20 protein-coding genes and 1 pseudogene are annotated in these 19,667 nt (G+C 59.4%); 10 read left to right on the top strand and 11 right to left on the bottom strand.

Annotated features, from left to right (window positions below):
• Positions 1-9: 9 nt before the first annotated feature.
• Positions 10-993 carry a polyprenyl synthetase family protein gene (locus tag AAAK34_RS17800; protein ID WP_231697080.1) on the bottom strand — a complete coding sequence of 328 codons (984 nt, stop codon included), beginning with the start codon at positions 991-993 and terminating at the stop codon, positions 10-12.
• A gap of 232 nt (positions 994-1,225) precedes the next feature.
• Here AAAK34_RS17800 and rplU point away from each other — a divergent pair, with 232 nt between their 5' ends.
• The 4 genes from rplU to proB all read left to right on the top strand — a co-directional run bounded on the left by rplU (position 1,226) and on the right by proB (position 4,233).
• Positions 1,226-1,549: a 50S ribosomal protein L21 gene (gene rplU, locus AAAK34_RS17795; protein WP_231697142.1), complete on the top strand. Its 324-nt coding sequence runs from the start codon at positions 1,226-1,228 to the stop codon at positions 1,547-1,549.
• A 12-nt stretch (positions 1,550-1,561) separates the two neighbouring features.
• Positions 1,562-1,822 carry a 50S ribosomal protein L27 gene (rpmA, locus tag AAAK34_RS17790; RefSeq protein ID WP_231697081.1) on the top strand — a complete coding sequence of 87 codons (261 nt, stop codon included), beginning with the start codon at positions 1,562-1,564 and terminating at the stop codon, positions 1,820-1,822.
• Positions 1,823-1,965: 143 nt separating this feature from the next.
• The gene (cgtA, locus tag AAAK34_RS17785; protein WP_231697082.1) at positions 1,966-3,024 is read left to right on the top strand and encodes an Obg family GTPase CgtA; all 1,059 of its coding nucleotides are present in this window, start codon (positions 1,966-1,968) and stop codon (positions 3,022-3,024) included.
• Positions 3,025-3,072: 48 nt separating this feature from the next.
• Positions 3,073-4,233, top strand: a complete 1,161-nt coding sequence (gene proB / locus AAAK34_RS17780) for a glutamate 5-kinase (RefSeq protein WP_231697083.1) — start codon at positions 3,073-3,075, stop codon at positions 4,231-4,233.
• 18 nt (positions 4,234-4,251) lie between these two features.
• On the opposite strand, the gene AAAK34_RS17775 is transcribed toward proB, so the two are convergent.
• Positions 4,252-4,764, bottom strand: a complete 513-nt coding sequence (locus AAAK34_RS17775; RefSeq protein ID WP_231697084.1) for a CNP1-like family protein — start codon at positions 4,762-4,764, stop codon at positions 4,252-4,254.
• Between the two features lie 14 nt (positions 4,765-4,778).
• On the bottom strand, positions 4,779-5,432 hold the full coding sequence (locus tag AAAK34_RS17770; RefSeq protein WP_231697085.1) for an RNA pyrophosphohydrolase: 654 nt from the start codon (positions 5,430-5,432) through the stop codon (positions 4,779-4,781).
• 172 nt (positions 5,433-5,604) lie between these two features.
• Here AAAK34_RS17770 and AAAK34_RS17765 point away from each other — a divergent pair, with 172 nt between their 5' ends.
• Both AAAK34_RS17765 and AAAK34_RS17760 read left to right on the top strand, forming a co-directional pair.
• Entirely contained in the window at positions 5,605-7,350 is a 1,746-nt protein-coding gene (locus tag AAAK34_RS17765) for a proline--tRNA ligase (RefSeq protein WP_231697086.1), read from the top strand.
• Positions 7,347-8,020 (top strand): annotated as a pseudogene (locus tag AAAK34_RS17760) (lytic transglycosylase domain-containing protein). The gene AAAK34_RS17765 and the pseudogene AAAK34_RS17760 overlap by 4 nt, the downstream one beginning before the upstream one ends.
• A gap of 43 nt (positions 8,021-8,063) precedes the next feature.
• On the opposite strand, the gene AAAK34_RS17755 reads toward AAAK34_RS17760, so the two are convergent.
• The gene (locus AAAK34_RS17755) at positions 8,064-9,398 is read right to left on the bottom strand and encodes a hemolysin family protein (RefSeq protein ID WP_231697087.1); all 1,335 of its coding nucleotides are present in this window, start codon (positions 9,396-9,398) and stop codon (positions 8,064-8,066) included.
• A gap of 247 nt (positions 9,399-9,645) precedes the next feature.
• On the opposite strand from AAAK34_RS17755, the gene AAAK34_RS17750 reads away from it, so the two are divergent.
• A complete protein-coding gene (locus tag AAAK34_RS17750; RefSeq protein ID WP_231697088.1) occupies positions 9,646-10,698 on the top strand; it encodes a YidB family protein in 1,053 nt (350 codons plus the stop codon).
• Between the two features lie 123 nt (positions 10,699-10,821).
• Here the strand turns inward: AAAK34_RS17750 and grxD are convergent, their stop codons facing one another.
• The 3 genes from grxD to AAAK34_RS17735 form a co-directional block, all read right to left on the bottom strand.
• A complete protein-coding gene (gene grxD, locus AAAK34_RS17745; RefSeq protein WP_231697089.1) occupies positions 10,822-11,148 on the bottom strand; it encodes a Grx4 family monothiol glutaredoxin in 327 nt (108 codons plus the stop codon).
• 320 nt (positions 11,149-11,468) lie between these two features.
• Positions 11,469-11,765: an H-NS histone family protein gene (locus AAAK34_RS17740; protein WP_231697090.1), complete on the bottom strand. Its 297-nt coding sequence runs from the start codon at positions 11,763-11,765 to the stop codon at positions 11,469-11,471.
• 95 nt (positions 11,766-11,860) lie between these two features.
• On the bottom strand, positions 11,861-13,162 hold the full coding sequence (locus tag AAAK34_RS17735) for a hemolysin family protein (protein WP_231697091.1): 1,302 nt from the start codon (positions 13,160-13,162) through the stop codon (positions 11,861-11,863).
• Positions 13,163-13,198: 36 nt separating this feature from the next.
• On the opposite strand from AAAK34_RS17735, the gene AAAK34_RS17730 reads away from it, so the two are divergent.
• On the top strand, positions 13,199-14,041 hold the full coding sequence (locus AAAK34_RS17730; RefSeq protein WP_231697092.1) for a symmetrical bis(5'-nucleosyl)-tetraphosphatase: 843 nt from the start codon (positions 13,199-13,201) through the stop codon (positions 14,039-14,041).
• Positions 14,038-15,258, top strand: coding sequence for a DUF445 domain-containing protein (locus AAAK34_RS17725; protein ID WP_431777524.1), 1,221 nt, complete (start codon positions 14,038-14,040; stop codon positions 15,256-15,258). Before AAAK34_RS17730 ends, AAAK34_RS17725 begins: the two co-directional genes overlap by 4 nt.
• A 46-nt stretch (positions 15,259-15,304) precedes the next feature.
• Here AAAK34_RS17725 and AAAK34_RS17720 read toward each other — a convergent pair whose 3' ends face one another.
• Positions 15,305-16,732 (bottom strand): DEAD/DEAH box helicase, encoded by a 1,428-nt coding sequence (locus tag AAAK34_RS17720; protein WP_231697094.1) that lies wholly within the window; start codon positions 16,730-16,732, stop codon positions 15,305-15,307.
• A 181-nt stretch (positions 16,733-16,913) separates the two neighbouring features.
• Positions 16,914-17,795 (bottom strand): KPN_02809 family neutral zinc metallopeptidase, encoded by an 882-nt coding sequence (ypfJ, locus tag AAAK34_RS17715; RefSeq protein ID WP_231697095.1) that lies wholly within the window; start codon positions 17,793-17,795, stop codon positions 16,914-16,916.
• A 45-nt stretch (positions 17,796-17,840) separates the two neighbouring features.
• Between ypfJ and pcp the strand changes: the two genes are divergently transcribed.
• Positions 17,841-18,518 (top strand): pyroglutamyl-peptidase I, encoded by a 678-nt coding sequence (gene pcp / locus AAAK34_RS17710; protein WP_231697096.1) that lies wholly within the window; start codon positions 17,841-17,843, stop codon positions 18,516-18,518.
• Between the two features lie 80 nt (positions 18,519-18,598).
• On the opposite strand, the gene AAAK34_RS17705 is transcribed toward pcp, so the two are convergent.
• Together AAAK34_RS17705 and dcd are read right to left on the bottom strand one after the other, a co-directional pair.
• Positions 18,599-18,904 (bottom strand): hypothetical protein, encoded by a 306-nt coding sequence (locus tag AAAK34_RS17705; RefSeq protein ID WP_231697097.1) that lies wholly within the window; start codon positions 18,902-18,904, stop codon positions 18,599-18,601.
• Between the two features lie 138 nt (positions 18,905-19,042).
• The gene (dcd, locus tag AAAK34_RS17700) at positions 19,043-19,618 is read right to left on the bottom strand and encodes a dCTP deaminase (RefSeq protein ID WP_231697098.1); all 576 of its coding nucleotides are present in this window, start codon (positions 19,616-19,618) and stop codon (positions 19,043-19,045) included.
• Between the last annotated feature and the right edge of the window lie 49 nt (positions 19,619-19,667).

Here is a 19,667-nt window from a genome sequence, read left to right as displayed (position 1 = left end):
ACCTGCAGGTTACGAGCGCCTCAACAGCAGTTGGGAGGCTAATTCTAGCAAAGTGTTTGTGTACTCATTCTGAGGGAGCAGGCGAGCGGCGTCGATGGCTCTTTGGGCCTGTTCGGCGGCGGCGGCTCGGGTGCGGTCCAGGGCTCCGGTCTGGCGTACGATGCTGGCAATGGTGGCCAGTTTTTCGGTGCTGCCGGTCTGGATGGCTTCGCGCACCAGGGTGGCCTGCTCTGGCGTTCCAATCCGCATGGCCAGGATCAGCGGAAGCGTAGCCTTGCCTTCCCGCAGATCGTCGCCCAGGTTTTTGCCCATTTCTTCGGCGTCGCCGTCGTAGTCGAGCACATCATCAATGACCTGGAAGGCGGTGCCGAGCGACTGGCCGTACTCGGCGCACGCAGCCTCAATGGCCGGGGTGGCGCCGGCGAGTACCGCACCCAGCCGGGCGCTGGCTTCAAACAGCTTGGCGGTCTTGGAGCGGATCACGCGCAGGTAGCCTTCTTCGTCGAGTTCGGCATCGTGCATGTTCATCAACTGCAGGACTTCGCCTTCGGAGATGATGTTGGTGGCGTCGGCCAGGATCTGCATGACGCGCATGCTGCCTGTGTCCACCATCATCTGGAACGCGCGCGAGTAAAGAAAGTCACCGACCAGCACACTGGCAGGGTTGCCGAACATTTCGTTGGCGGTACTGCGGCCGCGCCTGAGCGTGGATTCGTCCACCACGTCGTCGTGCAAAAGGGTGGCGGTGTGGATGAATTCCACCACCGCTGCCAAGTTGTGGCGTTGCGGGCTACGGCAGTCGAGCACGCCGCAAACCAGCAGCAGTAGCACAGGCCGAAGGCGCTTGCCGCCGGCGGAGATGATGTAGCGCGCCACTTCGCCGACCAGGGGTACGCCTGAGTCGAGCCGACGGGCAATAGTGGCGTCGACCTCTTGCATGTCGGCCGAGACGATGCTCAAAGCCTGGCTGGTAGTCGTGGAGGAGGCGGACAAGGATGCGGGGGTGAACTGAAAGAGGGGCAAGCAGTTGGCATACAAGCCGGTGCTTGGAGATGAAGTGAATTATAGGTTTTGGCCCGAATCGCCCCCGGTTCGGCTCAGATTGGGTGCAATCTGACAACAGAGCAAGTTTAGCACTGGTTGCATCAATCACAAAGTCCTGCTAAGATGCGCGGTTCTGCCGGAAATCAGTTTGGCAGAAGCTTTTCAATTCGAAGAGGTTCATATGTACGCGGTCATAAAAACCGGTGGCAAGCAGTATCGCGTTGCCGCTGGCGAAAAAATTAAAGTAGAACAGATTGCTGCGGACGTTGGCCAGGAAATCACCCTTGATCAGGTGTTGGCTGTCGGTAGCGGCAGTGAACTGCAGATCGGGGCGCCCCTGGTGTCCGGCGCCACAGTAACGGCAACAGTCGTTGCACAGGGCAAGCACGACAAAGTGCGCATTTTCAAAATGCGTCGTCGTAAGCACTACCAGAAGCACCAGGGCCATCGCCAGTGCTTCACCGAACTTGAGATTGGCGCCATCAACGGCGGCACCAAGTCATAGGAGTAAAGCACCATGGCACAGAAAAAAGGCGGCGGCTCTACGCGAAACGGGCGCGATTCCAAGCCCAAGATGCTGGGTGTGAAGGTGTTTGGCGGCCAGAGCGTGAGCGCTGGTTCCATCATCGTTCGCCAGCGCGGCACGCGCTTTCATGCTGGCACCAACGTTGGTGTCGGCAAAGACCACACGCTGTTTGCGCTGGTTGATGGCAATGTCTCGTTCACTACCAAGGGCTCGCTCAACCGTTCGACCGTGGTGGTGACCCCGGCGGCCTGATTGAGCACGCCTGTCCACAGGTAACTGTTACAGGCGCTCAGCCCGAGCCCCGCCCTGCGGGGCTTTTGTGTTTCTGGCTCCTTTTAACCTGTCGGACCCGGAGCCGAACACTACACTAGGCAAGAAATGCCAGGAGTTACATCATGAAGTTCGTTGACGAGGCCTATATAGAAATCGCTGCCGGCGATGGCGGCAATGGCTGCGTTTCGTTCAGGCATGAAAAGTACAAGGAATTTGGCGGTCCCAACGGCGGTGACGGTGGGCGGGGCGGTCATGTGTACGCGCTGGCCGATTCGTCTCTGAATACGCTGGTGGATTTTCGCTATGCGCGCCGGCACGAGGCCAAGCGGGGCCAGCATGGCATGGGCTCGGACATGTTTGGCGCCGCCGGCGAAGACATCGTGTTGAAAATGCCTGTCGGCACCATCATCTCCGATGCGGAAACCGGTGAGGTGCTGTACGAATTGCTCGCGAACGGCGAAAAAATCATGATCGCCAAGGGTGGCGATGGCGGTTTCGGCAATATGCGCTTCAAGAGCGCGATCAACCGCGCACCGCGCCAGAAAACGCCTGGCTGGCCGGGCGACAAGAAGAGCGTCAAGCTAGAGCTGAAGGTTTTGGCCGACGTAGGGTTGCTGGGCATGCCGAATGCGGGCAAGTCCACGTTCATCGCAGCTGTGAGCAACGCGCGACCGAAAATTGCAGACTATCCGTTCACCACGTTGTATCCCAACCTGGGTGTGGTGCGGGTTGGCCCGGAGCAGAGCTTCGTGGTGGCCGACATTCCGGGGCTGATCGAAGGCGCTTCCGAAGGGGCGGGCCTAGGCCATCAGTTCCTGCGCCATTTGCAGCGTACGCGAGTCTTGCTGCACATGGTGGATATTGCGCCCTTTGATGAAGGTGCAGACCCGGTGGCACAGGCTAAGGCCATCATTGCCGAACTGAAAAAATACGACAAGACCTTGTACGAGAAACCGCGCTGGCTGGTGCTCAACAAGCTGGATATGGTGCCCGCCGAAGAGCGTGCCGCCCGCGTCAAGGATATTGTCAAGCGATTGCGCTGGAAGGGGCCGGTCTTTGAGATTTCGGCTCTGACGCGCGAGGGCTGTGAGCCTTTGATCAAGGCGATCTACCAGTATTTGCGGGCGGAACACCTGGCTGCGGAGCCGCCGGCCGAAGACGCCGATCCGCGCTTTAGCTGATTTCGGCTGCCAGTTCGCCATTCCGTCATATTCTTCAGGTAGTTTTGAATGACGCAAGAAAGCTTGTCCGAGGTTCTCTCTCAGGCGCGCCGTATCGTGGTGAAGGTGGGCTCAAGCCTTGTGACCAACGAGGGCCGTGGGCTTGACGAGCAGGCAATAGGCGAATGGTGCCGGCAGATGGCCATGCTGGCTCGCGGCGATGCTGACGTCGGCCTTGAGGGCCAGCGCGAAATTATCATGGTGTCCAGTGGCGCCATTGCGGAAGGCATGAAGCGTCTGGGCTGGACCCAAAGACCGCGCGAGATCAATGAGCTCCAGGCCGCCGCCGCCGTAGGGCAGATGGGTCTGGCGCAGATGTATGAGACGAAACTGCGCGAGCACGGTTTGCGCAGTGCCCAGGTGTTGCTCACGCATGCCGACTTGGCGGACCGCGAGCGTTACCTGAACGCACGCTCCACCCTGCTTACGCTGCTGCAGCACCAGGTACTGCCGGTGATCAACGAGAACGACACCGTTGTCAACGACGAGATCAAGTTCGGCGACAACGACACGCTCGGAGCCCTGGTGGCCAACCTGATCGAAGCCGACCTGCTGGTCATACTGACCGACCAGAAAGGTCTCTTTACAGCAGATCCGCGTCAGAACCCGGGGGCAGAGTTCGTGCACGAAGCCCGCGCAGGAGACCCAGCCCTGGAGCTGATGGCGGGCGGTGCGGGGTCCTCGATTGGCAAAGGTGGAATGCTGACCAAGATCGTGGCGGCTCGGCGCGCCGCCGGTTCGGGTGCGTCTACCGTGATTGCCTGGGGTCGTGAGCCGGATGCGCTGCTGCGTTTGGCGCGGGGCGAGCGCATTGGCACGCTGCTGGTGGCACCCACGCAGAAAACCCGAGCACGCAAGCAATGGATGGCGGACCACCTTCAACTGCGTGGTGCGCTCAGTGTCGACGACGGAGCCGCCGCCAAGTTGCTTGGCGAAGGCAAAAGTCTGCTACCCGTTGGGATGACGGGGGTAGAGGGCGTGTTCTCGCGTGGCGATGTCGTCGCCATTCGAGACGCTGCCGGGTTGGAAATAGCCCGGGGGCTGGCAAATTATTCGAGTGCAGAAGCTCGCCTGCTTTGCCACAAGCCTTCTAGCCAGATCGAAGCGCTGCTCGGCTATACAGCCGAGCCCGAAATGATCCACCGAGACAACCTGGTACTGACGCGGTAAGCCCAAGAGGCTTGGGGCTCAATCGTACAGGGTACCCTTGGGTGACCTGAGCGCACGGATCATCTCCTCGGGTACGGAATTGGCGGTTGCTCCCAGGCAGATGCCGTCTCGCGCCAGTCGGTAGGGGTGCGGGTAGGTGACTTGGCCTCGCATGCTTTTCCACTCGCTGTCACTTGCTGGCGACCATTCGCCGCCCTGCACCTGACGTGCGTAGACGCGGTACTCTCCTGTGGCGCAGCGAATGCCTTCGTACATCGCATTCACTGCACTTGGTCCACGGGCTACCACCACGTAGCGCACGATCCCGGTATCAGAATTGAGCGTTATGGTTTTAGGGTCGATGCCCATGCGCACAGATGATGCGCGCGGCATTTCGATATCGATCAAGCCCGAAACGCTGTAGGCGGGTGGTGGTGGAACGGTATCTTCCTTCCAGTCGGCCCGGTCGAGGTCGGCATATTGCGCCGATGCAGGAATGGCGAAACCCATGCACAACAGCGCTGCTACCCCGGCCACGGAGCGTGAAAACATTTTTGACGACTTCTTCACTCTGAACCTTGTGGCTTGATCTCGTAACTCGGTGCACACGCAAGCGGGGTGGCCTGCGGCCATGCGGAGGCAGGTTCTCTCTGGCCGTGCTCAAATGCGGGCAGATTGTGGTCCTGGGGCATGTCGGCTTGATCGCGTGTGCGCATGCCTCCCCGTAGGTAGCGGTTGCGGTGTTCGGTTCGAGGAAGGAACCGGGCAAGCTCAGTAAGCGCCATTTCATAGACGCCACGCTTGAACTCAACCACCACGTCCAGCGGTACCCAGTAATCGTTCCAGCGCCACGCATCGAACTCAGGATGGCTGGTGGCGCGCAGGTTGAGCTGCCAGTCGTAGCCGATGAGTTGAAGCAAGTACCAGATCTGTTTCTGGCCTTTGTAATGTCCGCGAGCATCGCGGCGGATGAACCGGTCTGGCACCTCGTAGCGCAACCAGTCGCGGGTTCGGGCCACGATACGCACATGCTCCGGGTGGAGTCCTACTTCCTCGTGCAGCTCACGGAACATGGCTTGTTCGGGGGACTCGCCCCGATCAATGCCGCCTTGCGGGAACTGCCAGGAATGGGTGCGGATACGCTTGCCCCAAAATACCTGATTCTTCTGGTTGAGCAAGATGATGCCGACATTCGGGCGAAAGCCTTCCCGGTCGAGCATAATCAAACCTCAAAATTTAAATAGTTGCAGTCATTATGCACGTGCATCGCCGTGCATCAAGGGGGCCTAGGGATACCCTGCATGAGATGTGCCCAAAGCACGCGCACCAAGCACGGTGCGCCTCTCGTGAAGAGCATCCTGGCCCATGCCGGCACCGCCTTATTCTTGCGCCATGAAAGCCTCCCAGTTCCTGATTACCACCCTCAAGGAAGCCCCGGCCGATGCCGAAGTCGTGAGCCATCAACTCATGATGCGCGCCGGCATGATCAAGCGCCTATCGGCCGGCGTCTATACCTATATGCCCATGGGCTTGCGCGTGATCCGCAAGGTCGAGGCGATCGTTCGCGAAGAAATGAACCGGGCGGGTGCCGTGGAGTGTTCCATGCCCGTGGTCCAGCCGGCTGAGCTTTGGAGTGAAACCGGGCGCTTCGAGTCCATGGGGCCCGAATTGCTGCGTATCAAGGACAGGCATGACCGCGATTTCGTCGTGCAGCCAACCAGCGAGGAAGCCGTGACCGACATTGCACGGCAGGACCTGCGCAGCTACAAGCAGTTGCCCAAGAATCTTTATCAGATTCAGATCAAATTCCGCGACGAACGCCGCCCCCGCTTCGGGCTGATGCGCGGACGCGAGTTCATCATGAAAGATGCATACAGCTTCGACCGCGATGAAACCAGCGCCAAGGCGAGCTACCAGATCATGGCAGGGGCTTACCGTGCCATTTTTGATCGTTTCGGCCTGCGTTACCGGGCCGTGGCGGCGGATTCCGGCGCTATTGGCGGAGATCTGAGCGAAGAGTTCCAGGTGATTGCCGCCACGGGCGAAGACGCCATTGTTTACAGCACAGGCAGCGAATACGCCGCCAACATGGAAAAGGCCGAAAGCGCGCCCCCAACTGGTCCGCGCCCGGCAGCCGTCCAAGCGCTCGTCAAGGCACCCACGCCCGGCAAGAGCACTTGCCCCGACGTGGCCGAGTTGCTTGGCATTCCCTTGTCGGCTACCGTCAAATCCCTGGTGTTGGCTACGGACACCCTGAACGCTGAAGGGGAAATCGCCAAGACCCAAGTCTGGCTGCTGCTGGTGCGTGGCGACCACGACATGAACGAGATCAAGGTGGGGAAGGTGCCGGGACTCGACCAAGGCTTCCGTTTTGCCACGGTGCCCGAGATCATGGCGCATTTTGGAACCAAGCCGGGCTATCTCGGACCGATCAATCTGAAGCAATCTGTCAGGGTTGTGGCAGATCGGGAGGTGGCGGTCATGGCCGACTGGGTGTGCGGTGCCAATGAAGAAGACTTTCACTTTACCGGTGTCAACTGGGGCCGCGACCTGCCAGAGCCTGAGCTGGTGGCAGACCTGCGTAATATCGTCGCGGGGGATCCGTCCCCGGACGGCCAGGGCGAGTTGGCCATTCAGCGTGGCATCGAGATTGGGCACATTTTCTTCCTCGGAACCAAGTACAGCAAGGCAATGAATGCCACCTTCCTCGACGAAGACGGCAAGCCCAAGCCCTTCCAGATGGGGTGCTACGGCATCGGCATCACACGCCTGCCAGCAGCGGCCATTGAGCAAAACCACGACGAACGCGGCATCATCTGGCCTGACGCCATTGCACCTTTCACCCTGGTGATCTGCCCGGTGGGCATGGATCGCAGCGAGCCTGTCAAGGCTAGTGCTGAAGCCCTCTATCAAGAGCTGTTGGCCGCCGGGGTTGACGTGATCCTGGATGATCGGGGTGAGCGTCCTGGCGCCATGTTCGCCGACTGGGAGCTGATCGGCGTGCCGCACCGCGTGACCATTGGCGATCGGGGTCTGAAGGAAGGCCAGGTTGAATACCAGCACCGGCGCGATGCTGCGCCCACCAAAGTCCCCGCCGGCGAAATTGCAGCCTTCGTGAAAGGTAAGCTCTTGGCATGACCACCGGCGCGCGCGTTCAGGCTGACGGAGGAGGGGTCTCCAGGAGGAAGCTTTTGCTTTCGGCCCCCTTGATGGCCACGGGGGGCATGCTGGTGCACGGTCAAGCTTGGGCAGGTGGCCAACTGGAAGAGCCCTTGATTGATTCAGTGCGTACGGCACTGAGCTCGGCAATTTCCAACCAGGCCCCCCGGTGCCCGTATTCGCGACCACCGATGCGCGCATGGCCTATTTGCGCTGGCTTTCCAGTATGAGCGACCGGCTCTACAGCCGAAAGAAAGACCTCGCGACGCGGGTCGAGTTCCTGCAGACCGTCTGGTACGAAACCCGACGCGCCGGTCTCGACGCTTCACTCATGCTGGGGCTGATCCAGGTCGAGAGCGCATTTCGAAAGTTTGCTGTTTCCCGTGTCGGTGCCCGAGGTTACATGCAGGTGATGCCTTTCTGGACCCGCGTGATCGGCGACGGTGATCCGGGCAAGCTGTTTCACATGCAGACCAACCTGCGTTTCGGCTGCGTCATTTTCCGGCACTACCTTGACCGCGAACGTGGGAATCTTTTCATGGCCCTGGGCCGCTACAACGGATCGCGAGGCAAGTCCGAGTATCCCAATGCGGTGTTCAGCGCTCAAAAGCGCTGGGTCTGGGCTGATTCAGGATTGTCTGCCGTCTGATTCTGGAAGTAATCGTTCTTGTTTTAAGCAAGTGCCATTCGGTCTACACCGAAGTCGCGGATGGCTTGTCTGGCGAAGGGTGGGCTTGCTCCGCGAGCGAGCGCGTGATCAGCACTTGGTCGATGCGGTAGTTGTCGACGTCCATCACCTCGAAACGATAACCGCCCCAGCGGACGGTGTCCGTGCGGCGTGGCACGCGCCTGAGCATTTCCATGAGAAAACCGGCCAGCGTGTCGTATGCCTCGGGGTCGGGTAAGTCGTCCAGATTCAAGGCGCGCTGAACATCTGGCATGGGTGCATGGCCGTCGATCAGCCAGGAACCGTCGTCGCGGCGCACTATCAACTCCTCGTCTTCCTGCGTCACCAGGTCACCCATTACGGTGCTCATGACATCGTTCAGCGTGACCACGCCCACGACGGTGCCGTATTCATTGACGATGACGGCGAAATCCTCGTGCTGATGGCGAAATTGCAGCAACACCTCCGACAGCGTGAGTCTGTCTGGCACCACGACCACCTTGTGAAGCAGAGTGGGGTCGGTCAGGCGAATCTGCCGAGAATTCAGCACACATTGAAATAAATCCCGCGCGTCCACGTAGCCCAGCACGTGGTCGAGTTCTCCGTCGCAAACCGGATAGGTCGAGAATGGTTCTGCGGCAATTCGGGCGCGAACCACATCGTCGGGGTCGTCCTTGCTGAGCCATGCTACGCGATCACGGGGGGTCATGGCGCTCGTGACGAATCGAGTGTCCAACTCAAAAACGTTCTCGATCACTTGTTGTTCAGGCCGTGCCAGCACCCCCGCCTGAGTGCCGGCTTCTGCCAGCGCCAGAATGTCGTCCGGGGTGATGCGCTCGTCGCGTTGGGTTGGAAGGCCAAAGAGTTGCATGGTCAGGTCGGTAAACCGCGTGTAGAGCCACACGATGGGCTTGAAGGCGACCAGGAATTTTTCCATGGGTCCGACAACTGCCATGGCCACGCGCTCTGGTTGAGCCATGCCCAGCCGTTTGGGGACGAGGTCGGCATACACTACGAAAACGGAAGTAACGGCTACCACGGAACCCACAAAGGACAGTGTGGCAGCGGTGCGCTCGGGCAGCCATGTGACCAGCCACGAGGTCAGATAGGGACTTAGCAAACCTTCACCAATTATTCCACCGAGGATCGCAATGGCGTTCAAGCCGATCTGCACGGCGGTGAAGTAGTGGCCAGGTTGTTCTTGCACCCGCAGGACGCGCAACGCCCTCTCATCACCTTCGTCAGCGATCTGCCGCAAACGCAGGCGGCGCGAAGCGGCGAGCGAGATCTCAGCGATCGAGAAGAATGCGCTGGCCACTATCAACAGGATAATGACCAGAATTTGTTGGGTGAAGCTCATAGACGGTTCTTATTGGAAATGGCTTCCAAGTTCACCTGCTCTCTACGGAGGGTGTTTTCAGTGAGTGAAATTTGTCAGTTTACACAGTCTGGCATCCTCGCAGCGCAGTTGGAAGACTGTAGGAACCGGATGACATGTCTCAGCCATATCGCTTCTTATAATCAATCTCGCAGAGATTCCCCCAAGTGGCATGCCGTGGAATGAATGACGGCCCAGGAGTGCGTTGCCTGGAAAAGAAAGGTTTTTTATGTTTGATATCCTGATTCGTGAAGTTGCGGCGCGCTTTGGCGTGGGCGACAAGGCCTTGCCCTTGCTGCAGGTGCTTCTGGCTTATATGACCTCCAAGGAGAGTGGGGGCCTGATTGGTTTTCTTGAAAAATTCAAGGCGGCTGGCTTTGGCCCCATTGTTCAGTCCTGGCTCGGCGGCGGCCCGGCCGCGCAACCTATCAGCAACAGCCAGCTGGAAACGGTGTTGGGCTCCAGCGGGGGACTCTTGTCCCAGTTGACTTCCCGTCTGACGCTGGAGCGGGAGAGCGTCGCGTCGTCCCTGGGCTATTTGATTCCAGTGCTCGTCGGCAAACTGACGCCTGGCGGTAGCATTCCGTCCAACCTAGCTCCCGAGGTGAGCAGTCTGGCCGCCGCGGGCCAGAACCTGTTGGCAGCGCCGGTCGCCACCAGTGGGGCCGGCGTTTCTGGCGGCGGGGGCTGGATGAAGTGGTTGCCGTGGGCTATTGTGGCCATTGCGGCGCTGGTCGGACTGAATTATTGCTCCAGAAGCAATAACGTAGAGGCGCCCCCGGCAACGGCCCCAGCACCGGCTTCGTCAGGCTCGGTTGTTGGAGCCTTCGGCCCTGGACCGGCAGTGGAGCCGGCTTCTGCTCCTGCGGCCTCAGGCAGCACACCGGCAGCTACCCCGGGTGCGGGTGCTCCTGCGACCGATGAGCCGGCGGGTTCGGGTGTTGTGGGCTGGACTGTGGAATCCGCACCTGCGCTCAAGGTGTACTTTGACTCTGGCAGTGCCGAGCTATCTGGCGAGTTCGCCTCGAAGGCGGGTTCACTGCTTAATTATCTGAAGGAGAACGCCGGCGCCAAGGCCGTGATTTCCGGCTTTAATGATTCAACTGGCGATCCGGAGAAAAATGCGGAGCTTTCCAAACGCCGCGCCGAGGCGGTGCAGGCCGCCCTGGTTGCTGCTGGCGTACCGATAGAGCGTGCTCTGCTGGAGAAGCCTGCTGACACCACCGGCACCGCCGCGACCGCTTCAGCATCGCGCCGCGTGGAAGTTGTGGTGCGCAAGTAGCCAATTTGATGTCCACAAACGAAAACGGATGCCTCGGCATCCGTTTTCGTTTGGCTGTTCCAGAGGAAAGGGTTCGGCGCTTCCTTGAATCGAGAGCCTAGAGGCGCAAGTCGAGACTCAGACTCAGGCGCTGGCGCCTACCATTTGCTGCAATTCACCCGACTCATACATTTCCATCATGATGTCGGAGCCGCCGACAAACTCGCCGTTGACATAGAGTTGAGGAATCGTCGGCCATTGGCTGTATTCCTTGATTCCTTGGCGAATGGCTTCGTCTTCCAGAACGTTCACTGTGGCCAGGTTGCGTGGCTCCACCCCACATGCCTTGAGGATCTGAATGGCGCGGCCCGAAAATCCGCACATGGGAAAGCTGGCATTGCCTTTCATGAACAAGACAATCTGATGGCTCTTGACCAACTCGTCTATTCGTTGCTGGGTGTCGTCGCTCATGGGAAACTCCTGAATGGATGCAATGGCGGTGATTATCCTAGAACTGGCCAGCAATGGCGCGATAGGGGATATGGTCGTGGAAGGTGTCCAGGGTTCTTTTTCGCGGAAATGTTACGAGTGAATACAAATTTGGCGTTTCCGCAGTAAAAGGCCACCAAGATCAGGGAATTCAGGGCTTTGTGAATGAATTTATCCCTAATACAGTGATGGTTTTTTCTTCGGGCGAGCCAAAAAAGAAAGGCACCCGCGGGTGCCTTTCTTTTTTGGGCCTGATCCGAGCGGGCGATCAGCCCGCCGATACAGGAATACCCGGGGTGTTATCAGGCGATCAGGTATTTGGCCCGATCCTGGCCTTCAATCCACTTGGGAGCCTTGCCGCGACCAGTCCAGGTCTGGCCGGTGGCTGGATCGCGATACTTAGGTGCGACCTTGCTGCCAGCACGGGACTTGCCGCTGCTGCGGCGACCGGAAGAGAACACGTCGTCAGCGGTCAATCCATATTCGCTTACCAGCTCACGTACTTTTTGGACGGCATCAGAAATCTCAGCCTTGCGCGCCTCTTCGATCTGAAGAGCCAGCGCTTCCTGTTGCTTGAGGAGTTCTTTGTAAGTTGCCATGATTTGAAATCGGGAAATATTTAGGTGGCATTAATATATCACTTATCAGCATGATGTAAGCATCAGGCGGACCAATTAGCCGGCGATTGGGCAGGTCAATTGGCGGAAGAATCAACAGGTTCTGCAAAAACTTTCTCAATTCGTCGGCCATCCAGCTCGGTCACCTTGAATATCCAGCCGGCACATTCAATTTGCTCGCCCACGGGAGGGAAATGCCCAAACTCCGAGAGCAGAAGGCCTGCCAGAGTGTTGTAGCGGCCCTTGTCCTCATGGGGTAACTCCTTGATGTCCAGGCGCGCTTTCAATTCGCCCACCGGCATCATTCCCTCAAGAATCCATGATCCGTCAGCGGAGGGTACGGCCCAGGCATCGATATGGGCGTCTGGCTTCAATTCTCCAGTAATGGCTTCAAGCAGGTCGCGCGGTGTCATCAAGCCTTGCACGACACCATATTCGTCCACCACCAGGGCCAGACGGCCTGATCTGGATCGCAGTTGCTCCAGCATTTCCATGACGCTGAGGGTTTCAGGGAGAAATGCTGCAGCTGCAGCATGGTTTTCAATATGCCCTTCCGAATGGCGCCCAAGTTCGAGAAGCCGAGCTACGCTAATAACCCCAACGACATCATCCAATCCGTTGTGGCATACCGGATACCAGGAATGCGCACCTTTTTCTCCCTGTGCTGCTACATAATCCAGCGCTTGACTGACACTCTGGCTTCCCTCCAGCCAGTCGATATTATTCCGGGGCACCATCAATGAGGTCAAAGGGCGGTCGTCCAGGTGAAATACATTTCGTACCATCTGGTGCTCGTGTTCCTCGATCAGGCCAGCGTCGACACCTTCCTCCAGGCTGGCAGAAATCTCCTCGGTAGTCATGGAGCGCGCCTGGGTATTGTCAATGCGCAGTAATTTCAGGGTGGCTTGGGTGCAGAGCGAAAGCAGTTTCACGAACGGCTTGGCAATAGTTGCCAGCCACTTCATGGGCTTGGCAACCCACCGCGAGACTGCTTCTGGGTAAAGCTGGCCGATGCGCTTGGGTACCAGTTCGCCGAAGATGATAGTGGTGAACGTGATGATGGTCACCACCAGGGCTGTGGCTGCCACGCTGGCGGCAGGTGCCCCGATGCCCATGCGTTCCAGCCAAAGGGCCACCGGACCACTGAAGGCTGCTTCACCGACAATGCCATTGAGCATGCCGATCGAAGTGATGCCGACCTGTACGGTCGATAGGAATTGCGTGGGGTTTTCCAGCAGCTTGAGTGCTGTGCCCGCCCCGGTGTCCCCGCTTTCTTCCATGGCGGCGAGCCGCGCCTTGCGGCTGGAAGCAAGAGCCAGTTCGGACATGGCAAACACGCCGTTGAGCAGCGTGAGGAAAACGATTAACAACAGATTCATAAATACCGGAACCCTGCCCGGTGGACAATAAACATCATGGCACTCTACCTCATGGGCGACGTGCAAGGGTGCGATGGCGCCCTTGGCCGTCTGCTCGATCTTATTGATTTTTCACCCAGTCGCGATCGCCTCGTGATTTTGGGAGACCTGGTTAACCGCGGACCGGCATCCCTGGCCGTACTTCGCCGGCTTGTGGCACTGGACAACGCGGTTGAATGCCTGCTGGGCAACCACGATTTGCATCTGCTGGCCGTGTCGTTGGGTGTGCGCAAAGCACACAGGAGCGATACCGTAAACGACATCCTGCAGGCGGCCGACCGATTGGCTTTGCTCGATTGGCTGCGACAGCGACCGCTGGCACTGAGCGAAGGGGGCGTATTGATGGTGCATGCGGGCGTACTGCCGCAGTGGAGCGCAGAGCAGGCTTTGGCGCTGGCCGGTGAAGTGCACTCCGTGTTGCGCGGCCCAGAGTGGGGTGCGTTCATGCACGAGATGTACGGCAATCAGCCCGACCAGTGGAATGATGCCTTGGAAGGGGCTGATCGCCTTCGCGTGGTCATTAACGCATTCACCAGGCTGCGCTATTGCAGCCCGGAAGGGCGTATGGAGTTTGAGACGAAAACGGGCGGGCTCGAGCATGCGCCGCCTGGCTACATGCCATGGTTCGACGTTCCGGGACGCAATACTCGATCCGACGTGGTGGCGTTTGGCCACTGGTCCACGCTGGGGTGGCTGAGTCGGCCGGACATCATTTCGTTGGATACGGGGTGCGTCTGGGGAGGCGCGCTGAGTGCCGTGCGCCTGGGGTCGGAGACGCAATCGCGCGAGTTGATACAGGTGCGCTGCGAGCAGGCGCAGATGCCGGGCGGCCCAGCATGAAGCGCCTGGCCTTGGGGTTGCTGGTGGCCGCAGCCTTGCTCTATGCGCTGGCAACCTGGCAGTTACCCCGACACGCGGCCTGGGGCTATGTGGCCGCCTTCGCTGAAGCCGCGATGGTGGGGGCGATTGCTGACTGGTTTGCCGTCGTCGCGCTGTTCCGGCATCCCCTCGGTCTGCCCATTCCGCACACGGCCATTATTCCGGAGAACAAGGACCGCATCGGCGAAAACCTCGCCAATTTTCTTTGCCAGCATTTTCTGGCCACCGACCAGGTGTTGGTGCGAGTACGTGAGTTCGACGCTGCCGGGCGCATTGCGGCGTGGCTTTCTGTATCGGCCAATGCTGAACGCGTGGGCGAGAGGTTGGTTGCCGCGGCGCGGTGGATGGTGGGCGCGCTGGATGATGAACGTGTGCGCCAGTTTGTAGCGGAGGCGGCCCGAAGTGGCTTGCGACAGGTCGACGTGACCCGCCTGTCAGGCCAGATGCTGGAGGCCATGACCCATGACCGGCGGCATCAGGAACTGCTTGACGGTGTGCTGGTGCAGTTGGCAAAGTTGCTGGGCGAAAGTGCGGTTCAGGACACTATGACGGAGGCCATTGCCCGTGAAGTGAAGGCGTTGAAGTATGTGGGGCTGGATCAAATGGCCGCCCGGCTGGCCACCCGCAAGGTGGTCGTGATCATCGCCAAGACGATCATCGACATGGCTGATGATCCTGAACATAGCCTGCGGTTGCGCTTTGACGAGATGGTGAGCAACTTTGTGACGCGCCTTAAGGACGACGAGGCGATGCACCGGCGCGGGGAGCGCCTGAAGACTGAGTTGCTGGACAATCCTGCGCTGGGTACTTATGTTAACGAACTTTGGTCCCAAATACTGGGTTGGCTACAGGCCGACATGACGCAGCCCGACTCATCCATTCGCCACCGCATCACTCAGGCGGCCCAAGCACTCGGTGAGCGGCTGGCCGGAGACGATGCTATTCGCGGGTGGATCAATGGAGAGCTGCAGGCCGCCGCGCCCCAGTTCATTGAGCGCTACCGGGAGGATATCCGGCGATACATCGTGGGTCGGGTTCAGGCCTGGGATGCCAAGGAGATGACCGAGGAACTGGAACGCCACATTGGGCGCGACCTTCAGTTTATTCGGATCAACGGAACGCTGGTGGGTGGCCTCGTTGGCCTGACGATTCATGCGCTGACGCAGCTGTGGACTTGATCAGCGCCGAATGCACTTCCAGGAGGCTGTCTGGTTCTGTGGCCTTTTACGACTGGGGTGCGCTTGCCTTGAACAGGGCGGCCACTTTACGTTTGGGCTTGATGTTGGCCGAGATGCCTGGTCGCGCCGCACGGGCACTGGACTCCCACGCAGGAGGCTGGTCGGCTGACTCGCTTGTGGGCTCATAGGGCCGCTCAAAGAACGGGTCAACCGGAGCCGCGGCGGGTGCGAAGCGTCTGCGCTCGCTGCTGCCCCGGCGTTCGCGGGATGGCGCGTCCCCTTCGTCATGCCATGCGCGGCGGCCGTCGTTGAAGCGGCCGCGTGGCTTTTCCTCTTCGAACTCGATATGCTCGACTTCGATTTTCTTCTTCAGAAGCTTCTCCAGGTCTCCCATCAACCGGCCGTCTCCCTTCGTGACCATGGTCACGGCGAGGCCCGAGGCGCCTGCACGCCCAGTGCGGCCGATACGGTGCACGTAATCCTCAGCGTTGAAGGGAACGTCGAAGTTGAAGACCGCAGGGACATCCTTGATGTCCAGTCCGCGGGCGGCGACATCGGTGGCGACCAGAAGATCGACTTCACCAGCCTTGAACGCTGACAAAGCCTTCAGTCGTTCGTCCTGGCTCTTATCCCCGTGCAGAGCTGTTGTTTTCAGACCGTCGCGTTCAAGCGTGCGTGCCAACCGCGCGCAACCGAGCTTGCTGTTGACGAAAACGAAGGCTTGTCGTACGGCTCGGTCTTTCAGCACCTGGTGCAGGGCGCGACACTTGTCGTCGTCGCTCACCATGTAAAAGTGCTGCTCCACGGTGGATGCCGTTTCGTTGGGGCGGGCGACCTCGATGGTGACCGGATCTTGCAGGTAGCTACCCGCCAGGCGCTTGATCTCAGGCGAGAACGTGGCAGAAAATAGCAGGGTAGTGCGTTCCTTCGGCAGGTGGCTCAGGATGCGCTGCAAGTCGGGTAGAAAACCGATGTCCAGCATGCGGTCGGCTTCGTCTAGAACCACATACTCGACCTGGTTCAGTACCGCGGACTTCGCCTCGATATGATCCAGAAGGCGGCCTGGCGTTGCCACCAGGATTTCGACACCCTTTTTGAGTTCAGCCGTCTGCGGCTTCATGTCCATGCCGCCGAACACCACCGCGCTACGAAGCTGTGTGTACTTGGCGTACTGTTTGACTTGGCCGGCCACCTGATCGGCCAATTCACGTGTGGGCAGTAGAACCAGTGCGCGCACGGGGTGGCGGGCCGGGGAAGTGCTGGCGTTCTCGTGCTTCAGCAAGCGCTGCAAGAGAGGCAGCGAAAAGGCGGCGGTCTTGCCGGTGCCTGTCTGCGCGGCACCCATGACATCGCGGCCTTCCAGAACGACAGGAATGGCCTGCTCCTGGATGGGCGTCATGTTTTCGTAGCCCATGTCGGCCACGGCGCGCTTGAGGGGTTCGGCTAATGCCAGATCGGTATAAGAGATGCTCATGAACCCTCTATTATCCCCTTTTGGCCGAACTCCTGCCTATTTTGTGCGCGGCCTCTGCTGATCCGAGGTGCCAGAGTCCAAGCGTTTCTTCTTGTGCCCCCGCTTCTTCCCTTGGTTTTCCCGCTTTTTTCTCATCATCCCCGCACACTGTGCTGTGGGCGAGGAGATTCCAATCACGCTTTTAAAGCGCCTGAGCGTTGAAGGTGTCGCAGGCTTGCACACTGCCCGTTTTGTAGCCAGTGGCGAACCAACGCTGGCGCTGGGCGCTGGATCCGTGGGTGAAGCTGTCTGGGCGCACGGTGCCGGTCTGCTGGCGCTGCAGGTGGTCGTCGCCAATGCGGGCAGCGGCATTCATGGCCGACTCAATGTCGCCTTGCTCAAGCCAGTTCTTGGCTTGCTGGGATTTATTGGCCCAGATGCCTGCGTAGCAGTCGGCTTGCAGTTCCATGCGCACACTGAGTGCGTTCTGTTGCGTCTGGCTGATGCGCCCGCGCATGGCATCTACCTTTCCGGTGGTTCCCAGCAAGGTTTGCACATGGTGCCCCACTTCGTGGGCAATCACATAGGCTTGCGCGAACTCGCCAGGCGCACCGAGCTGGCGGCTGAGTGTGTCGAAAAATTCCATGTCCAGGTACACCTTCTGGTCACCCGGGCAGTAGAACGGCCCCATGGCCGACTGCCCGGTGCCGCATGCTGTCGGTGTAACGCCTCGAAAGAGCACCAGGCGAGGAGTGCGGTATTGCGCCCCGCCTTCACGAAAGACTTGACCCCAGGCGTCTTCGGTAGAAGCCAGAACCGTAGAGACGAATGCCGCACGCGTATCGCCCGCCGGGGGCTTTTGCGCCGGCCCCTGCGGCTGCACCTGGACGGGGCTGCCACCGCCGCTGAGAACGCCAATGGTGGTTAACGGGTTGATGCCGAACACCCCCCATGCGACTAACGCGATCACGATGGTGCCGATGCCGATGGATCGGCCACCCAGGCCAAACCCACCACCACCACCACCACCCTCAGCACGGCGGTCTTCCACATTGTCCGACTGTCGGTTGCCTTCCCATCTCATGGTCAGTTCCTCGCCTTAATTACGCTAGTGCGCTAAAGTCTTGCAATGGTAGCCCCAACCAAGCAAAAGGCGTTGTCCCTCCGAGCCCCTAAGGTACTGGTGACGGGCTTCGACCCTTTTGGCGGTGACAGTCTCAATCCCAGCTGGCAGGCTGCACAAGCTTTGCATGGCCGCCGGATTGCCGCGCATAGCGTCGTGGCTGCCCAATTGCCCACGGTGTTCGGCCAGTCCCTGAAGGTGCTCGGAGCCTTGGTGCGTGAGCACGAACCAGTGCTGGTCATATGTCTCGGTCTGGCGGCGGGCCGGGGCGCCATATCGATCGAACGCGTGGGTATTAACATTAACGATGCCCGCATTCCCGACAACGCCGGCAGGCAGCCCATTGACGAGACGATTATTCCGGGCGGACCAGCCGCATATTTCAGTAAGCTGCCGATCAAGGCCATGCGGGCGGCCATAGAGGCCAAGGGCATCCCGGCGGAAGTGTCGCAAACCGCCGGTACGTTCGTCTGCAACCAAGTGTTTTATGGATTGATGCATCTCTTGGCCACAGACCGGGGCCTGAAGGCAACGCGAGGCGGATTCATTCATGTGCCGTTGCTGCCTGAAATAGGCGATCCCAGCATCCCGCTGGCAACATTGGTGGAGGGTCTGCGCATCGGAATCCGCACTGCATTGACTACCGAGGTTGATTTGCGGCAGCAGGCAGGTGAGATCAGTTAGTGTCTTGTCCTGAGGATTTCGCAGACTCTTCGCGTTCGCTTTTGCGGACTTGAAATAAGCACACACTCTATTGTCAGAATCTATTGACCGTAAGCGGTTTTGGTGAGACTGGCAGCAGTGCCTGCGCTGACTTGAGTTGCCTCGGCAGTATCACTGCCTGACTGACCGGCGGCGGCCTGCGGTGCAGAAAGCCCCTGCCCATGCAGGTTCATGCCTTTGCGTACTTGCTCTTGCGCCACATTCGCAATTGCGCCGAGCATCAGCAGCACCCCTGCGACCCAGACTGCTGCGATCAAGGTTCGGCTTGGAGTGAAGGCATGCTTCAGGCCTCCTATGCTGGCGGCTGGGTCTTTTCTGTTTTCGGTGTAAGCAGTATTCGAAGCCATGACGGGAATGCTACGAGCCCACCCAAGGGCGCCCATTCAGCATGTACCGCCAAGCCGTGTAGGACAGAGGCTCTTGCGGAAAAATTCACGTCGGTGTGGCGCGCAGTACGCGCTGCCACACCATTGGCTTGCGGTTACTCAGGTCTTGGGTAGTGTCACGCCGACTTGGCCCTGGTATTTCCCGCCACGGTCTTTGTAGCTCGTTTCGCAGACGTCGTCAGGATCGCTTTCGAAGAACAATACCTGAGCGCAGCCTTCGCCCGCGTAGATTTTGGCCGGCAGAGGTGTCGTGTTGGAGAACTCCAGAGTCACATAGCCTTCCCATTCCGGCTCGAAAGGGGTGACGTTGACGATGATGCCGCAGCGCGCATAGGTGCTCTTGCCTAGGCAGATCGTTAACACGTTGCGCGGAATCCGGAAGTATTCCATCGTCCGTGCCAGCGCGAAGCTGTTGGGCGGGATGATGCAGACCGGTGCATTGATGTCGACAAAGCTCTTTTCGTCGAAGTTCTTCGGGTCCACCACTGTGGAGTGAATATTGGTGAATACCTTGAACTCAGGCGCGCAGCGTATGTCGTAGCCATAGCTTGAGGTGCCGTAGCTCACGATTTTTTCGCCGGTGGGCGAATGCCGGATCTGGCCGGGTTCGAACGGCTCAATCATGCCGTGCTCTTCGGCCATTCGCCGAATCCATTTGTCGCTCTTGATGCTCATTGCGCTCGTCTGCCTGATTTGCGGGAAGGGCTGTTATTGTAGGAAGTGC

Origin of the sequence: Ottowia caeni (assembly GCF_050821495.1) — a bacterium.
GTDB classification, from domain to species: Bacteria; Pseudomonadota; Gammaproteobacteria; order Burkholderiales; family Burkholderiaceae_C; genus Ottowia; species Ottowia caeni.
Note: the sequence above shows the minus strand (reverse complement) of the source record. Positions and strands in the feature narration are given on the sequence as shown.

Coding starts and splice junctions, on each gene's coding strand:
- rplU (WP_231697142.1), top strand. CDS start 1,226: ATGTACGCGGTCATAAAAACCGGTGGCAAGCAGTATCGCGTTGCCGCT.
- rpmA (WP_231697081.1), top strand. CDS start 1,562: ATGGCACAGAAAAAAGGCGGCGGCTCTACGCGAAACGGGCGCGATTCC.
- cgtA (WP_231697082.1), top strand. CDS start 1,966: ATGAAGTTCGTTGACGAGGCCTATATAGAAATCGCTGCCGGCGATGGC.
- proB (WP_231697083.1), top strand. CDS start 3,073: ATGACGCAAGAAAGCTTGTCCGAGGTTCTCTCTCAGGCGCGCCGTATC.
- AAAK34_RS17775 (WP_231697084.1), bottom strand. CDS start 4,764: ATGTTTTCACGCTCCGTGGCCGGGGTAGCAGCGCTGTTGTGCATGGGT.
- AAAK34_RS17770 (WP_231697085.1), bottom strand. CDS start 5,432: ATGCTCGACCGGGAAGGCTTTCGCCCGAATGTCGGCATCATCTTGCTC.
- AAAK34_RS17765 (WP_231697086.1), top strand. CDS start 5,605: ATGAAAGCCTCCCAGTTCCTGATTACCACCCTCAAGGAAGCCCCGGCC.
- AAAK34_RS17755 (WP_231697087.1), bottom strand. CDS start 9,398: ATGAGCTTCACCCAACAAATTCTGGTCATTATCCTGTTGATAGTGGCC.
- AAAK34_RS17750 (WP_231697088.1), top strand. CDS start 9,646: ATGTTTGATATCCTGATTCGTGAAGTTGCGGCGCGCTTTGGCGTGGGC.
- grxD (WP_231697089.1), bottom strand. CDS start 11,148: ATGAGCGACGACACCCAGCAACGAATAGACGAGTTGGTCAAGAGCCAT.
- AAAK34_RS17740 (WP_231697090.1), bottom strand. CDS start 11,765: ATGGCAACTTACAAAGAACTCCTCAAGCAACAGGAAGCGCTGGCTCTT.
- AAAK34_RS17735 (WP_231697091.1), bottom strand. CDS start 13,162: ATGAATCTGTTGTTAATCGTTTTCCTCACGCTGCTCAACGGCGTGTTT.
- AAAK34_RS17730 (WP_231697092.1), top strand. CDS start 13,199: ATGGCACTCTACCTCATGGGCGACGTGCAAGGGTGCGATGGCGCCCTT.
- AAAK34_RS17725 (WP_431777524.1), top strand. CDS start 14,038: ATGAAGCGCCTGGCCTTGGGGTTGCTGGTGGCCGCAGCCTTGCTCTAT.
- AAAK34_RS17720 (WP_231697094.1), bottom strand. CDS start 16,732: ATGAGCATCTCTTATACCGATCTGGCATTAGCCGAACCCCTCAAGCGC.
- ypfJ (WP_231697095.1), bottom strand. CDS start 17,795: ATGAGATGGGAAGGCAACCGACAGTCGGACAATGTGGAAGACCGCCGT.
- pcp (WP_231697096.1), top strand. CDS start 17,841: ATGGTAGCCCCAACCAAGCAAAAGGCGTTGTCCCTCCGAGCCCCTAAG.
- AAAK34_RS17705 (WP_231697097.1), bottom strand. CDS start 18,904: ATGGCTTCGAATACTGCTTACACCGAAAACAGAAAAGACCCAGCCGCC.
- dcd (WP_231697098.1), bottom strand. CDS start 19,618: ATGAGCATCAAGAGCGACAAATGGATTCGGCGAATGGCCGAAGAGCAC.